The sequence below is a fragment of the Phormidesmis priestleyi ULC007 genome, assembly GCF_001895925.1.
Taxonomy (GTDB): Bacteria; Cyanobacteriota; Cyanobacteriia; order Leptolyngbyales; family Leptolyngbyaceae; genus Phormidesmis_A; species Phormidesmis_A priestleyi_A.
Genome location: NZ_MPPI01000009.1, coordinates 55,681 through 71,989, shown reverse-complemented (window position 1 = coordinate 71,989; position 16,309 = coordinate 55,681). Strand labels below are relative to the sequence as shown.

General features: G+C 48.8%; 9 protein-coding genes, 1 pseudogene and 1 riboswitch. Of the genes and pseudogenes, 4 read left to right on the top strand and 6 right to left on the bottom strand.

Going from position 1 to position 16,309, the window contains the following annotated elements:
- Window positions 1-2: 2 nt before the first annotated feature.
- Genes BRW63_RS09970 through BRW63_RS09960 form a run of 3 tightly spaced genes read right to left on the bottom strand, consistent with a single transcriptional unit; the run spans window position 3 to window position 2,903 of the window.
- A complete protein-coding gene (locus BRW63_RS09970) occupies window positions 3-224 on the bottom strand; it encodes a type II toxin-antitoxin system HicB family antitoxin (RefSeq protein WP_073070747.1) in 222 nt (73 codons plus the stop codon).
- Entirely contained in the window at window positions 221-1,261 is a 1,041-nt protein-coding gene (locus BRW63_RS09965) for an NACHT domain-containing protein (RefSeq protein WP_181314372.1), read from the bottom strand. Before BRW63_RS09965 ends, BRW63_RS09970 begins: the two co-directional genes overlap by 4 nt.
- Before the next feature lie 28 nt (window positions 1,262-1,289).
- Window positions 1,290-2,903: an FAD-dependent oxidoreductase gene (locus BRW63_RS09960; protein ID WP_073070745.1), complete on the bottom strand. Its 1,614-nt coding sequence runs from the start codon at window positions 2,901-2,903 to the stop codon at window positions 1,290-1,292.
- Window positions 2,904-3,099: 196 nt separating this feature from the next.
- Here BRW63_RS09960 and BRW63_RS28855 point away from each other — a divergent pair.
- Both BRW63_RS28855 and glnT read left to right on the top strand, forming a co-directional pair.
- Window positions 3,100-3,867 (top strand): annotated as a pseudogene (locus tag BRW63_RS28855) (creatininase family protein).
- Window positions 3,868-3,929: 62 nt separating this feature from the next.
- Window positions 3,930-5,288: a type III glutamate--ammonia ligase gene (gene glnT, locus BRW63_RS09950; RefSeq protein ID WP_073070744.1), complete on the top strand. Its 1,359-nt coding sequence runs from the start codon at window positions 3,930-3,932 to the stop codon at window positions 5,286-5,288.
- Window positions 5,289-5,461: 173 nt separating this feature from the next.
- Here glnT and BRW63_RS09945 read toward each other — a convergent pair whose 3' ends face one another.
- Window positions 5,462-6,316 carry an ABC transporter permease gene (locus BRW63_RS09945; RefSeq protein WP_073070743.1) on the bottom strand — a complete coding sequence of 285 codons (855 nt, stop codon included), beginning with the start codon at window positions 6,314-6,316 and terminating at the stop codon, window positions 5,462-5,464.
- Between the two features lie 330 nt (window positions 6,317-6,646).
- Between BRW63_RS09945 and BRW63_RS09940 the strand changes: the two genes are divergently transcribed.
- On the top strand, window positions 6,647-7,468 hold the full coding sequence (locus tag BRW63_RS09940; RefSeq protein ID WP_073070742.1) for an ABC transporter ATP-binding protein: 822 nt from the start codon (window positions 6,647-6,649) through the stop codon (window positions 7,466-7,468).
- Window positions 7,469-7,593: 125 nt separating this feature from the next.
- Window positions 7,594-7,720: riboswitch (guanidine-I (ykkC/yxkD leader) on the top strand.
- A 99-nt stretch (window positions 7,721-7,819) separates the two neighbouring features.
- On the top strand, window positions 7,820-8,827 hold the full coding sequence (locus tag BRW63_RS09935) for an ABC transporter substrate-binding protein (RefSeq protein WP_073070741.1): 1,008 nt from the start codon (window positions 7,820-7,822) through the stop codon (window positions 8,825-8,827).
- A 42-nt stretch (window positions 8,828-8,869) separates the two neighbouring features.
- On the opposite strand, the gene BRW63_RS09930 is transcribed toward BRW63_RS09935, so the two are convergent.
- Together BRW63_RS09930 and BRW63_RS09925 are read right to left on the bottom strand one after the other, a co-directional pair.
- Window positions 8,870-11,341, bottom strand: a complete 2,472-nt coding sequence (locus BRW63_RS09930) for an ATP-binding protein (RefSeq protein WP_073070740.1) — start codon at window positions 11,339-11,341, stop codon at window positions 8,870-8,872.
- A 410-nt stretch (window positions 11,342-11,751) separates the two neighbouring features.
- Window positions 11,752-16,299, bottom strand: a complete 4,548-nt coding sequence (locus BRW63_RS09925; protein ID WP_073070739.1) for a GAF domain-containing protein — start codon at window positions 16,297-16,299, stop codon at window positions 11,752-11,754.
- Window positions 16,300-16,309: the final 10 nt, after the last annotated feature.

Genomic DNA, 16,309 nt, shown 5'->3' with positions numbered 1-16,309 from the left:
CATCAGACCGCGATCGCTGCTTCGTCAATGAAAATCTCTACAGGTGAGGTGTCTTCTAGGATTTCTTTGCCAAAAACTTCGATGTAGGTGGCGATCGCAGATTTCACATCAGATAAGGCTTCTTCGTTGGTGTCACCTTGCCCGACGATCGCACCAACGACCCCGATCGGGTAAGCGACGTATCCATCAGGATGTTTTTCGATAATGATTTTGAACTGCTTCATTGATTTTCAGATCGCCCCACCCCCAACAAATGAATCTCAACCATCTGCGAAAGCTCTAACGATCGCACCATCTCGATCTCCACCTGCAATTCTGTTGCTGACTTTCTCTGAGTCATTTTCCATGCCAGCACTTGCAGCATTTCTGCCCAATACTCGCGCGAACCCTCTGCGACAGGCGCATCCTCTTTTAGCTTGCAATAGTGGATTTGCGTAAACTCCCGAAACACAGAACCCAAATCAGGTGGCACTCGGGTTTGGTTGTTTGCAAAGACTGAACACAACATCAACAGTAGCAACGGGGTCTGACCAAGCTCCCGCAGGCGATCGCCCAACTGTCGCAGCAAGGTATCTCGAGTGGGAAGGTACGATTGTACAAACTCCTGCATCTGCTTTTCAGTCAGCGGCTGCATTTCTAGCTTGCGGGTCAGATTCAAATTGCCGCCGACTCCCAAATCTCGCGTGGTGGAAATCATAGGTACTTTTCGATCGTCGCGCCGAAGTGCTGAAAGTTGCGATCGTGCCTCTTCTGACGGCAACTCATTCAGCCCATCTATCAGCAGCAGAAATCGTCTTTCAAATAATAGAGTTTCGATCGTAGAGAGGTCGAGCAACAGATTATGAGTTTTGAAGAACGATCGCATTAACTCCAGCACCGAATCTTGGTAATACCTCAACTCCACCAGAACGGGAATCAGCGCTGATGAATCCTGCTGTGCTTTCTGTGCTTCTTCGATCAGTAACCGCACCAACGCGGTCGATTTTCCTGAACCCGGTTGCCCCACTAATAAGACGTGATCGGCTGCATATTTGCGAAATCCTTCTAACACCGTGAATCGTTTGGTCTTCGATTCGCTAGTTTTTGGGTCTTTGTCACGATCGATCGTCTGCACCTTCAATCCCAAATCCCACATTGGAACGGTGGGCGATCCTTGACTCGAAGCCTGTCCGACAACATCTGTTAGTGTGTAAACCCGACACCATTGCGCGTAATGCTGACAAATCGAATTCAGATAAGACTGAAAGAAATCAGGGGGCAAATCGAAACTCCTGCGTCTGAGCATCGAGCTAATTACTCAGTAGAGCAGGATATATTAGCTTAAATTGTCCTTGACGTAACTCGTCGGGAGTCGGCATTTGGTTGAGTCGCAGCAACTCTGCGATCGCGGCAGTTTCGGTATCTCGCTTGCTGCTGGCTGCTGCTAACACCTGATTATCTTTGACATAAAATGCGATGAACTCTCGCTGATTTAGGTCGCCATCTACAATCAGTTCATCCCATTCTGTCGCGTGTCCGACATAGCGAATGGGAAACTGAAACTGCATACTCCAAAACACTGGAACGCCTCGGAACTTTGTCGGTTTTCCTGCCATGTTGTAAGCGGCAATCCGCCCGTGTTGTGCTGCAATCCGCCAATGTTCAACCCGCATTGAATCTGAGGTGCGCCAATCTGGATAACGAGCAATATCTCCGGCAGCATACACGCCCTCTGCCGCACAAAGATACTCATCGACCGGAACACTTTGATCTTTGGGATGTAGGTCAATTCCAGTAATGAAATCGGTCACAGGCTGCACACCAATGCCAACCACAACTAAATCCGCAGGCAAGCGAACACTCTGTGCAGCGGAGCTACCGCCATTGTCGAGGACAACGGTTTGAACCGCGCCTGCACCTTCTAATTGCGTGACTTTCCTGCCCATTTGGAAGGTCACACCCTTTTCCTCATGAACTTGCTGAAAAAGCTGTCCAAGTTCTGCTCCCAAAGTCTTCTCAAACGGCAACGAAGCTGGAGAAACAACGGTGACTTTTACGCCTTTCTGGGTGAGTCCTGATGCAATTTCCATGCCAATGAAACTAGACCCGACAACCACCGCTTGACTCGCATTTTGAGCCGATTTGAGGATACGTTCGCAGTCCGCAAAACTCCGCAGCGTGAAGACATTTTGTAAGTCTGCACCCGGAACTTCTAACTGACGTGGTTGACCGCCAGTTGCAATCAATAACGAATCATAAATAAGCGTTTCTCCGTTTTGAAACGTGATTGTCTTCGTATTCACGTTTACATTCTGAACAGTTTGATTAAGCTGTACTTCAATGTGATGCTGCTCATAAAACGCAGGCGATCGCAACAGTATTTTCTCTTTGGTAGCTTTGCCTGTGAAATAGTTCTTGCTGAGTGTCGTACGATCGTAAGGTAGCTTGTCATCGCGTGTCACCATCACAATCCGACCTTGATAGCCTACAACTCTCAGCGTTTCGGTGGCATGAGTTCCGGCGGCTCCAGCTCCTAAAATCACAAAGGTGCGCGGATCAATCGCGGGGTCATACTGCACCATGTCCGGCGTTCTTTTACCCGCTGCCGAATCGGGAACTGTGACGATGACTTGATTGTCTTCAATTCTGAGCGAGTATTGCGGTAGCGAATCTAAACCCGGTGGTTCTTGTTGGTCGCCTGTTGTGATGTTGAAATAAGCGTTGTGCCAAGGACACACAATATGATCATCGTGGATTACGCCCTGAACTAATGGCGCTTGGTTATGAGTACAGTAGGCTCCCAAAGCATAAACCTGATTATCGTGACGAATCAGCAAAACAGCGGTTTCGCCGACGGTTACTTGCCGTTTTTCTCCGTTCTGCAACTCGTTGAACTGAGCAACAACCGCTTCGGTTTGGGTCATGGGAGTAATCTTGGTAATGTAGCGTGCTCAAAATCATGCCGATCGATCGAGTGAAAAACGTCTATCTAGAGAAAGACTGCGTTTTACGGCTGTATATTCTCATCAATACGTTTAGCTCGAATTTTAAGTCGGGGCGGGTGATTGGGAAATCGTTGATACGGGTGCAAGATCTGAGTAACTTAGTTCAGGAGTCTTCATGCCATCTAAATCTGTTTTGTGGGAAGAATTAACGTGGGAGCAGATTACGCAACTGCGCGATCGAGACATTAATTTAGTCATCCTTCCGATCGGGGCAACCGAACAACACGCGCTACATTTACCTGTTGGAGTCGATACGTTTTCAGCAACCGCAGTGGCGCATGGCGTTTCTGCTCAAACTGGAATTCCAGTGTTGCCAGCCTTGCCTGATGGTTGTTCGTTAGGTCACTCCAAAAAGTGGGCAGGAACGCTTTCTCTCAGACCCGAAACCTTGGCGGTGATCGTTCTAGAAATTGCAGAGTGGGTAGCGAGTGCAGGGTTTTCTCGATTACTGCTTCTGAATGGGCATGTGACGAATTGGGCACCGTTGCGCTGTGGGTTAGAAAACGTCCGTCATCGCTATCCTGAGTTGCGAATTGCGCTGCGGTTCCTGCGGAGTTGCGCTTTGCGCTAAACGCTGTGGGAAATCTCGCCCAAGATTCACGAGTTTTATCATCACGATGCGGTGAATTTTCACGCGAACTGTGCAGAAACGTCGGTAATGTTGGCTCTGCGACCCGATTTGGTGCAGATGGATCGGGCAGTGGATGAACCCGATCGATCGGCGCACTGTTTCTTTGCCTACACTGTCGATCAAGAAAGCGTTCATGGAGGAGTCGGAAATCCGAGTCAGGCAGATGAAGCGTTTGGACAAGCCATTTTAGCCGCGTGTATTGCTGAACTGAGTACACAACTGCAACACGCCATGATTGAAAAACCCCGTTAGAATCGCTGTCGATCGTGCCAGACGTGTTCTAATAGTCACCAACTAACTTCATTAAAAAATCAATGAGTCACGAATCCACTCCAGAATTGCAGCAACTAAAAACCACTCTAGAAGCGCAAGGGGTGAAGTATGCGATCGCAAGTTTTGTCGATATTCACGGCATGTGTAAAGCGAAAATGGTGCCGTTGACGCATTTTGACTCGATGATGCAAGGGTCAGAGTTATTCACGGGAGCCGCTTTAGACGGGGTTCCTCAAGCCGTGAACGACGATGAAGTTGCGACAATGCCCGATCCCGCGAGTGCCACGATTTTGCCCTGGAACTCAGAGATGGCTTGGTTTGCCAGTGATTTATATTTGCAGGGCAAACCGTTTGAAGCGTGTTGTCGCAGCATTCTCAAATCGGTTTTGCAGCAATCGGCCGGTCTGGGGTTTCAGTTTAATCTAGGCATTGAGACAGAATTTTTTATTCTCAAAGACGACGCTGGAGGGGCAGCTCCGGTTAGCGATCGCGATCGTCTAGCAAAGCCTTGCTATGACCTTCAAGGATTGCTCGACAACTACGCTTGGGTCGATGAAATTGTGCAGGCGATGAATCATCTGGGTTGGGATGTTTATTCATTTGACCATGAAGATGGCAATGGTCAGTTTGAAACCGATTTTGCTTACGCCGATGCGCTCACGATGTCCGATCGCTTAACGTTTTTTCGATTAATGGTGAAAGAGATTGCCCGTAAGCACGGTTATTTTGCAACGTTTATGCCTAAACCGTTTGCTAATCGAACTGGAAGCGGTGCTCACTACAATATGTCGCTGGCAGATCTGAAAACGGGAGAGAATTTGTTTATCGATCGTCAAGATTCGCGTCACTGTGGGTTGTCAAAATTGGGCTATCAGTTTATCGCGGGTGTGTTGCGCCATGCGCCCGCAATTTGTGCAGTGATTGCGCCAACGGTGAACAGCTACAAACGCCTGATCGCGCGAGGTAGTATGTCTGGGTTTACTTGGGCACCTGTCTATATCTGCTATGGCAACAACAACCGAACTAATATGCTACGCATTCCACTAGGGGGCGGACGGGTCGAGTGTCGAGCCGCCGATATTTCAAGTAACCCTTATTTAGGGGCTGCAATGATTCTGGCGGCTGGTTTAGAAGGCATTCGAGAAAATCTAGATCCCGGTGAGCCGCATACTGAAAATATGTATAACTGCACGTCGGCAAAACTCACAGAGATGGGCATTAAAACACTGCCGCGAACGCTGGGGGAAGCGATCGAGGCATTTGCAACCGATCCGCTCAGTGAAACCGTGATGGGATCTTTGATGTATAAAACTTATGTAGACTTCAAAACTCAAGAATGGTTTGAGTATCACAATCATGTATCTGATTGGGAAACCCAGCGATATCTAAAATTTTTCTAATGTCACGTGAATTCGATGAGATCCCTCGCTGCGGTTGCACCTCTGGAACGCCCCCTAAATCCCCCACAAGTGAGGGACTTTGAACTGAAAATCGGGTTTGAAGTCCCCCAGAATGGGGGATTTAGGGGGCAGAAGCCGCTGAGAACGAAGCGAAAAAACTCGTCGAACTGACGTTAATGTCGAGTTTGATCTGCCCAGGGCGTGAGAACTTTTGAGAGCCAACTCAAACCGTAATCGATCGCCAGTCCGATCACGCCAATTAACAGAATGCAGAACAACACTTTTTCAGTCTGCAAATATCGCTGTGCCTGAATGATTCTGAACCCTAAACCGCTTTGAGCCGCCACTAATTCGGCAATCACCAAAAAATTCCATGCGCCAGAAATATTCACCCGTAGCGTATCCAACACACTCGGAAACGTTGCCGGAATAATCACTTTAAACAAAACATCCCGCCGATTCGCACCCAGCGTATAGGCAACATTAATCATCTCGCTGGGAATAAATTTAACCGCATCGGCAACCATGATCGCGTTATATAAAACAACGCCCAGCGTAATGATCAAGATTTTTGATTCTTCACCCAACCCAACCCAAATCACAATCAGTGGCACAAACGCAGTCACAGGCATATATCGCACTGTTCCCACAAAGGGCGCAAACAGACTATTCATGCTGTAGAACGTGCCCATCGCAATGCCCATAGGTACGCCGATCGCGGCTGCGGCTATAAACCCCGCCAACACTCGACTGCAACTCACGATCACATCTGACAGGAGATCGTGGTTTATAAACATATCAACCCCCGCCTGCAACACCGCCGTGGGAGTGGGCAAAAATATCGGCGGCACTAGCTTGGCATAGCTAACGATCGCCCACAATAAGAGCGGAACCGCCAACGAAACGATCACAATTAAAGCGGCTAATCGGCGCGAGAATCCTTGGCGAATGCTCCAGAAGACCGAAGGCTTGAGATAGTGATGTTGGCGATCAGGAGAACTAGCAGAATCGAGACTCGCATTAGCCACTGAGTTAATCCTTTATCAAGTTACACAACTAACTGTGATGGAATACAACGTCAACAATCAATGACATTCCCCTCAGTTTAAGGAGACTCTCACGCTTTTTTGTATCAAAGGCTACTCGATAAAATCTTTTCGACTAAGCAAAATGATGAGATAGGATATTTTTGATTATTATCACCATATAAATTTCTGGACTTCATCGGGTTCAGCAAATTTGTTTGAGTTTATCGGGCAACTGCCTATTTATGTATCTAAAATGACACTATGAAGCGATCGTATCTATTTAACTGATGAAGAATCTCCCTTTCACTGCTCCATCTTGGAAACTTAATCATGCTTGATACCCGATCGCAAGACTTACGGGGACAGACTGAGCCTGCTGCCGCCGATCTTGCGCCGACTCCTCCCAAGCTTGAAGTTCGTGGCTTGTCTAAGTCATTTGCGCTTCAAGGTAGCTCAATGACGGTGCTAGAGGATATCAATCTTCAGATTTTTCCAAGAGAATTTGTCTGTCTAGTGGGTTCTTCGGGGTGCGGCAAATCAACCCTATTGAATATTGTGGCCGGGCTAATCAATCCTTCTACGGGAAGTGTGTTAGTTGATGGGCGACCCGTGACTGGGCCTGGCTCCGATCGCGGCATGGTATTTCAAAACTACACGCTTTATCCTTGGCTGACTGTTTCACAAAACATTGCGTTTGGGTTACAGCTTCGCAAAATGCCCAAAGCCGAGCAGCGTGATCGCATTGATTATTATCTAAATGTGGTGGGCTTAACTCAGTTTGCCAAATCTTATCCCAAACAATTGTCGGGTGGCATGAAGCAGCGAGTCGCGATCGCCCGTGCCCTAGCCAACGAGCCAGCCGTCTTATTGATGGATGAGCCGTTTGGCGCGTTGGATGCTCAAACCAAAGAGCAAATGCAGCAATTTTTGTTAGAACTCTGGGAGCAAACGCACGTCACGGGTCTGATGATTACCCACGATGTCGAAGAAGCAATTTTTCTGTCGCAGCGAGTTTACGTCATGGGTACGTCGCCAGGACGGATGAAGCGAGAAGTTGCGATCGGGCTGCCCGAACAGCGCGATTTAGAAACGAAGTTATCGGCTGAGTTTATCGAAATTAAGCGGCAGATTTTACAGTCGCTGCGCGAATAACCGTAGCAAAACTGTGATCTGAGATACTTTTTTCTGGTTGTTGCGTGTTACAAATAGTGACATTAGACTCAGCAACTAGGAGCAGTCACTTGTCTCATTAAAGAAATCCTTTCCGCGTTAGAACAATTTATGGCTTCTAGGGTTCCGATTAAGCCTCAATTAAGCAATGCAAGGTTTAATGACTGGTCCGAGAGAAGCAAACTGTCTGCATTAGAGCAGGCAGTCACACGGCGGGACAAAAGCCCGGGAGAGACGCTTAACAGCCATAGTCTGTTACGGCTCTTTCGGGCTTTTTGATTGCTAAACCGAGGTCTTTTGTCATTTGTTTCACGTTCCCAAAGGAAGTCTTAGATGTTTAAGTTTCGTTCTATCAAACTGATTGCATTTGCATTAGTTGCTCTGTTTTGGATAGTTGCTTGCTCTCCTCAATCAGGCAATAACAATGCGGCAAATAATTCTGCCCAACCTCAAACACTCACTGTTGGCACTAACCCTTGGTCTGGTTACTCTGGGCATCATGTCTCAGTGAAGAAAGACTTTTATACTCAAGCCGGACTCAAAATTCAAGACATTTTGTTTCAGTCAAACACCGAGGAAATTACAGCATTTCTGTCTGGCAAGCTTGATCTGGCTTGGCTGACAGCCGGAGATGCGATTCAAATGGCTGGGAAAGATCCCACGCTGAAGATCATATTTCTGTGCGATTACTCAAACGGTTCGGATGGCATTATCGGACGCGGAATTAAGTCTGCGGCAGACTTGAAGGGCAAAACGCTGGCGCGTGAAGACGTTTTGTTCGAGAAAGTTTTGCTGCGGGCATACCTCGAAAAAGGTGGACTGACCGAACAGGATGTCAGCATTAAAGATCTGCCTGCACCCGATGCAGCGACAGCATTTAGCGCCAAGCGCGTCGATTCAGCCGTGACCTATGAGCCGTTTCTCGCTAAAGCGGCAAAAGAAGGCGGTGGAGAAGTCATTTTTAGCACTAAAGGCACCAATTTGATTGCCGATGTTTTGATTACGCGCCCTAGCTTAATTGCAAATCGCAGAGCCGAATTACTCTCGTTTCTAAAAGCAGCGAATCAAGGAATCACCCTGTTAAAAGCAGGAGACGCAGATGCGATCGCCGCTGCCTCAGGAAAACTGGGAATTAAACCTGAAGAGTTACGCGAACAACTGACCGGAATCACACTGTTCGATATCGAGGGCAACAAAACGATTGGGTTCAACGCTGACAACTCAAACAACGCTGTCAAGAGTTTTGAACTGGTTGCAAAAGCTGCCTATGATTTCAAAGTGGTTCCACAGCCGCTTGATGTCAAGACGCTCTACGATGATTCTCTCGTAAAATCTCTCTAACATTTGCGACAGATCCGCATGAGGGCACGACATGTCGTGCCCCTACACGATCGTTCTCTCACAAGCGGGTTGTCGAATCGGAATTTGAATCACAAACTCGGCTCCAGCCCCAGGACTAGAGAGGCATTTCAGATTGCCGCTATGGTTTCCGGTAATGATTTGATGGCTAATCGACATTCCCATGCCTGTTCCTTTGCCTACGGGTTTTGTGGTAAAGAATGGGTTGAAAATACGTTGCTGAACCGCTTCAGGCATTCCCTGTCCATTGTCGGCGATCGCAATTTCTACCCATTCAGCATCCAGCAACAATGTCCGAATTGTAATCTGGTTAGGCTTGGCTTCAATCTCCTGATAGGTTTGTTGCGCGTTACTTTCTTCTAATGCATCGATCGCGTTTGCCAGAACATTCATCAACACCTGATTCAACGGGCCGGGATAGCATTCTACTGGCGGTAAATCACTGTAGTCTTTAATTAACTGAATCTCTGGACGGTCTGATCGCGCTTTGAGACGATGTTGCAAGATTAACAAAGTGCTGTCAATGCCTTCGTGAATATCGGCTTCTTTAAATTCGGCTTCATCCAGTCGGGAGAAGTTGCGTAAGCTCAACACGATCTGACGGATGCGATCGGTGCCAATTTTCATAGAATCGAGCGTTTTGATCAGATCCTCTTGCAAAAACTCCAGATCGACCGCTTCAGATTCGGCTTGAATTTCGGGTATGGGGTTTGGATAGTGTTGCTCGTAAAGTTGGATCAGCTTCAGCAAATCTTGGGAGTATTCTCGCACATGGATCAGGTTGCCGTAGATGAAGTTGACAGGGTTGTTGATTTCATGGGCAACACCTGCTACTAACTGTCCTAAACTCGACATTTTCTCTGCCTGCACCAGTTGCGTTTGCGTTCGCTGTAAATCACTCAGAGTCCGTTCGACTTCTTCTCGTGATTCAGTAATGGCAGCAATTTGAGGCAGACTTGTCCAGCAGGCGATCGCCACACCCACAAAGGCAATGGTGATCAGCAAAATGCTAAACAGCGCCATATGGCTACCCATGCCGTGACGTTCAAGTCTCGCTCTCACTAACCAGCCAATGCTGACCGCACCACACACTAAGATGATCAGAATTGTCACTTGCAAGGCGATCCAATCAGCTTTAGGTGCGCGAAGTGGTTGACGATCGCGCTGTAGCCACCAATTGATCTGGAACGGTGCAAAGTGCAGACGAGGCAGCCATACTGCTGTCATCCCAACAGCCAACGGCAGCAGTAAGCCAATCAATAAATCTTGCCAGCCCCATGCCAACCCGCCAATCACTAAAACAGCAGCCTCCATCCCAAAGAAGCCGAGTGATAACCAAGACCACCGCGTTTCTGGTCGATTGCGGCAGATCCATAAACCCCAGTGGATTGCCATCATAGACGTTAGATAGCCTGTTCCTGTGACCATCACAACGCGGGCAACGTCTCCCCACACCAGGCAAAGTAGACTCAGCAATAGCGTAAAAATCAGGCTGGGTTCAAGTACACCCCGACGCGAAACGGCAGAGAATACGGGGGGCAGATATCCATCTTTTGCCAATTGATACAAAATGCGAGGGCAGTTAGAAACGGCTGTTGCAGAACTCAGGAGACAGCCAGACGTAATCAAAAAGGTCACGAGCGCAGGGGTAAGAACGCCCCAGAATGGCTGGGCTGCTGCCACCAGGTTGAGATAAGCACTGTCCCCTAATCCAGCTTGGGTTGCTAACCGCATGACCACCCAAGACCCCGCGAAATAAACGATCGGAATGAATCCAGCCGTGACGCTTAAACAACGGAGCGTCACAGTCGGTTTGCGGCTATCGGCAACAAACGAAGAAGCCGTCTCACAGCCATAAACGGCATAAACGGCAATAAAGAACCACTTCATCCAATCGATGGCGCTAATGCCCGGCCAAGTGTTTGGCAGCAGACCGGGGCTAGTTGGGGCAAGACTGAGCCAGCCGATGCCTTGTAGACAAAAGGTGACGAGAAACCCGATCGCTGGAAATACAAAGAAGGTATGCAAAATGCCCAACGTCCGCGTACCGCTAAACGCCACAATAAAGGGCAAAATAGCAAAGCCAATGCGAAGCGGCATGATGGGACAAGCAATTCCCAACGGCTCCAAATTTGCCTGAATTAAGTCAGTCAGAATGATGGCATTGATCGGCGGCACAGAGATCCAGCCCAACAGGTAGCCGATCGCGCTATAGCGAGCGATCGCCGGAAAGCGCTGAAGCAGGCGAGTCGTGTAGTTGGGTGTGCCGCCGGCCACGTCTGGAAAATGGGTTCCCAAGCGTTTGACTTGCAGATTCAGCAAAATGCCGACGATCGTTCCCGGTAGCCAAACCCAGATGGCTTGAGATCCTAAAGCGGCGTGCATTGCGGGCGCAGTGCCTAACCACAAAAGCAAGCCGCTAAAACCAAACCCGCAGGTTTCGAGTGACGTTAAACTGCGAGGCAGGGAAAAAGCAGGAATCGATGGCTGATTCATTCGTGTCCAGAGAGGGAGGGAGTTATTGTCTCTGTCAATGTTCCCCAAGACACGGATTGATGCCCACTTCTAAGGATCTTCTGCCCTCATCCCACAGGAGAAGGGAGCTAGAATTCTTGTTCCCTCTCAAAAGACTACCGTGTAGACATCAGTCCTTTCGCTTCGTTATGAGCGGCTTCTGCCCCCTAAATCCCCCAAAATTGGGGGACTTTGAAACTGAAAGTCTGGGGTCAAAGTCCCCCAGAATGGGGGATTTAGGGGGCAAACCCCAGCCATCCGAACTTAAAGCAATTTGTGTACACACAGTAGCCCAAAAGGAGAGGGTGAATCTTGCAATTCATGTCACCATTCAGCAACGCCAATAAATCCACGTTCCTAATCAATCAACTCTTGACGATCGAGCATAGACATTATGTGAACAACCCGAACTCTAGAATAAAGGTCGTTTGTCCACAGTCACTTTCAACGTGGATGTGACCGCCCAATCGTTCGGTGAGCTTTTTCACCAGAGCTAACCCCAGCCCTGTGCCACCATGTTTCCAGGGATCACTGTTAGGAATGCGGTAGAACTTGTCGAAGATACGATCGCATTCTGCGGCCGGAATTTCGACACCCGCGTTGCTGACACAAATCTCTAGAGCTGAGGCGGCAAGTTGAACAGACACCGTGATGGTTTCTCCGGGGGGGGTATATTTACAGGCATTGTGCAGGAGTTCGGTCAAAATGCGTCCGAGGTAGGGCAAATCGGTTATGAAGTCTGGCAGATCGTCAGGAATTTGGATGGCTAATTGCTGCTGTTGTTGGTGGGTGCGTTCGACAAATGACTCTGCCAGGTGAGGAATGTAAAACTGGAGCGCAATAGTAGTGAGATTGAGCGGATCTGTCCCGGCATCAAGTCGCGCCAGATCCAGCAGATCGTTGATTAAATTGACCTCGCGTTGTCCTTCTTCTTCCAGAATTTTGAAATAGCGGTTGATAGCGTTGGATTCATCATCCAATACGCCCAAATCTTGCAAAGTAATTTCCAACATTTGGGTTGCCATCTTAACGCTAGACATCGGCGATCGCAGTTCGTGGGAGACGGTGCTCAGGAAGTCATCTTTAAGTTGACTGAGGCGCTCTAGTTCTTTCACCTGTGCTTGGGCAGCCTGATATAAATAGGATTGGCGCAGGGCGATCGCGGTTTGGATGCCAATCTGTCGGATCAGACTAATCTCCCAACCTTGCCACTCACGAGGACTGCTGTTTTGATAGACGGCAAGTAACCCCCAAAGCTGATCGTCTAGAAAAATGGGGGCGAGCACATAGGCTCTTGCTTGAAACTGTTCTAACAGATCAATGTGGCACGGGTGATGCCCGATCGTATAAATATCATTAACTGCAAGGGTTTCGTTATTCTGATAGCGTCCGCCCTGAGTATCGTGCAAGTAGGTATCTTGCCAAACTTTTTGGATGCCCGGCAGCACTAAAGGCACCCACCCTGCACCGACCGACTCTGCCACAAAACTGCCGCTCCAATCAGGGTTAAGCTGATAAACCGCGACCCGATCTGCTCTGAGGGTCTGGCGGGTTTCGCTGAGTACGGCAGCGAGGGTTTCCTCTAGATCGAGAGAGCGGTGAATATTTTGAATGATCAAGCGCAGCAACCGCTCCTGTTCTGCCCGTTGGTGCAGGGATTGAGTGCGCTCTTGCACTCGTTGTTCTAGTTCTTGGTTGAGCTGTTGTAGAGCGGTTTCTGCCCGTTGGCGTTCTGCGAGTTCTTGTTGCGACTGTTGGTAGAGAGCGGCTTGTTGAATGGCGATCGCAATCTGGGTTGCCAGTTGTTGTTGCAGTTCAATTTCTGAGGCTTCCCACTGTCGGGGCGATCGGCAGTGCTGGGCAACTAACAACCCCCACAGTTGATTGTCTTGTAGAATTGGCATCATCAGTCTTGCCCGCACCTGCATTTGCTCTAACAGTGACACCGGGTAAGGATCTAGATTAGCGGTGTAAATATCATCGGTTGCCTTAACTCTGTCTTGCTCGTAGAGTTGTCCTTGGATTTCCACAAAATAGGAAGCGGTAATTTGCATTCCCAAGATCGATCGCCAGCCCTCTGTCACCGATTCTGCAATGACGATGCCGCTCCCGTCGGGTTCAAACCGATAGATCACCACCCGATCTGTCTGCAAGAACTGCCGAACTTCGGTCACTGTGGTACCGAGAATGTCGTGTAGATCTAACGTTTGACGAATCCGTTGAGCAACCGCCATCAGCAACCGTTGACGCTCTGCTTGTTGATACAGGGCAACCTGAGTTTCTTTGAGGATTGTGATGTCAGTGGCAACACCCAACGACTGCGTTGGCAACCCCTCGGCAGTGCGGTTAAAGATGCGATCGCGACTGAGCAACCAGCGATAGCTTCCAGTCTTGTGCCGCATCCGGTATTCCGTTTCTACAAATTCGTCATTCTGAACCGTCAAAAGACGCTGCTGACCTGCCATCATTCTAGGCAGGTCGTCTGGATGAGCCAGCAGCGAAAAGAGCGCATCGCCCATGGCCTGAATCTCCTCTGGAGAATACCCTAAAACCTTTTCAACCTGTTGATTGGTATAGATATTACGCTGCTCAATTAGGTCGTATACATAAAGAATTGCCAGGGTAGATTGGGCGATCTGTTCCGTAAACTGTTGCTGCTCTCGTAGGGCAATTTCAGACGCTTTGCGATCGGTCACATCTCTAGAGATACAGAGAATCGACTCGATCGTTTGTTGATCTGATAACTCTGGAGCGATCGCCATCTCAAAAGAGCGCAACCCGTTAAGCGTCGGCAATTCAAATTCGATGATTTGCTTTTGACCTGTGGACAGCAGAGACCCGGCTGCTGCTTCCCAAGTGTTGACCATGGCCGCATCCATGCCTAAATCACGGCAGGTCTTGCCTATAAAGGACTCGGTTGCGATTCCAGTCAGTTTGGTGAGGGCTGAACTGACGAAAAGATGCCGGAGTTGAGGATCAAACCGTTCAATGATATCGGGAGAATTTTCTATTAGGTTTTGGTAGTGCTGTTGCGACTCCTTTAATGCAGTTTCGACGGCTTTGCGATCGGTAATATCTTGGGAAACCCCGACCAAACGGTAAGGATGTCCTGTAGTATCTGCTACTGGAAAAGCCCGCTCCCAGATCCAGCGAATCGTTCCATCAGGGCGAACTAAGCGATATTCGTGGTTAAAGCCAGTTTGTGGCCGCTGCTCAAGGGTGTCTAAAACGTGGGCGCGATCGTCTGGGTGAATAGGTTCTAGAAACGATCTAGGTTGCTCATAAAGACTGGCACAACTGCGTCCCCAGATCTCCTCATAAATTGGACTGACATAAATAGTTTGGGTGGAATTGATGTCCGTTAGCCAAAACACTTCATGGATGCTAGTCGCCATTTGACGAAACCGCTCTTCGCTCTCCCGCAGGGCTTCTTCAACAAGTTTTAGGTCGGTTAGATCGTGGACGTTGACCACCACACCGGAGATTGTGCCGTCTAGTTCTAGGTAGGGGGAATAGGTGGCTCTGATATAGCGTCGCTGTCCATCTGGATAGTTCTGCCATGTCTCCAAGATTTGCTGAAGTTCTCCTGCAAGGCAGCGATCCATTAAGGGCTGAACAGTCTCAAAAAGTTCTTGCCCCAATAAATCGCTGACAGAATGTCCAACAATTTGATCGTAGGTTTTCTGATTCCAGGTTAGGTAGCTCTGGTTAACGACTTGGTAGAGATAGTTACGATCGATCAGCGACACCATATCGGGGGTGGCGGAAACAATCCGCTCATAGCGACGAAGTATGGCTTCTGATTGCCGACGTTCTAGCTCGGAGGCGGCTCGCACGGCAAAAATTGTCAAGACTTCTTGAATAAACTGGACGTTGGCGATCGCCTGGTTACTGATCACGCAAATCGAGCCAATGACCGCTCCAGACGAACTCACCAGGGGAATGCCCACATAGCTCTCTCCTCCCAAAGCCTTCAATGCCAAAGCTTCTGGGAAGAGTTGCTGAACGTTGTTAGGATAAATACAAAAGCCCTGCTCAAACACCTGTTCGCAGGGGGTGCCTACCAAGGGACACTCCAACCCATCTAGAACCTGGTCATCACTTAACCCAGCAATGATCTTAACTCGCTTGGTTTCAGGCGTAATTAATTCAAACACAAAGGCTTGATCCATGCCCAATAAGCGAGTCAGATATTGCACCAGCGAATGGAAGAATGCCTCGCCAGTTTTTGCTGAAACGCCTTGAGCAATATCTTGGATCAGGTCTTCTTTTCGCTGACGATCGTTGAGGTCGGCAACTGTACCAATAAAGCCAGAAATATCACCGTTTGGATCTGTTAAAGCGATCGTAGATTGTTGGCGGTCAACCGTGTGCTGCTCAAGCTGGCTTTCTAAATATTGCTGGCGTTGGCGCAGTTCTGCCTGTTGAGTGGCAACCCCTAGTTGCAGAGCGATGTGCTGCAATAACTGCACCTCTAAGGGTTGCCACGCACGCGGGCTGCGACAGTGATGGGCAATCAATAAACCCCACAAGGTGCCCTGGTTGAAAATCGGCACCACCAGGTTGGCTTGCACCTGTAACCCTTTCAGAAGTTGGACATAGCCAGGGTCGATCGTCCCGCTGTGAGTGTCTGAGAGGGTGGTAGTCTGCCCTTGCTTGTATTCGACCCAAGTTGCACTAAAGCAGGGGTCATAGATGAGTTGTCCGAGAATCGGTGTCCAATCTGCACCGACAGACTCAAAGGCAACGACCGCATCCTGGTTTTCTAGGAAGCGAGAAATGAGAACGCGATCGGTTTGCAGAAGTGCCCTGGCATCAGCGATCGTCCACTGTAAAATGTCCTCTAGTTCCCGACCCTGTTGAATGTGGAGAGTGATTTCCGCGATTTTCTCTAGAATTATTTCTGTTTGAAGGAAAGAGGATGCCGAGTCTATAGACACTACAAGCCTC

Coding starts and splice junctions, on each gene's coding strand:
- BRW63_RS09970 (WP_073070747.1), bottom strand. CDS start 224: ATGAAGCAGTTCAAAATCATTATCGAAAAACATCCTGATGGATACGTC.
- BRW63_RS09960 (WP_073070745.1), bottom strand. CDS start 2,903: ATGACCCAAACCGAAGCGGTTGTTGCTCAGTTCAACGAGTTGCAGAAC.
- glnT (WP_073070744.1), top strand. CDS start 3,930: ATGAGTCACGAATCCACTCCAGAATTGCAGCAACTAAAAACCACTCTA.
- BRW63_RS09940 (WP_073070742.1), top strand. CDS start 6,647: ATGCTTGATACCCGATCGCAAGACTTACGGGGACAGACTGAGCCTGCT.
- BRW63_RS09935 (WP_073070741.1), top strand. CDS start 7,820: ATGTTTAAGTTTCGTTCTATCAAACTGATTGCATTTGCATTAGTTGCT.
- BRW63_RS09930 (WP_073070740.1), bottom strand. CDS start 11,341: ATGAATCAGCCATCGATTCCTGCTTTTTCCCTGCCTCGCAGTTTAACG.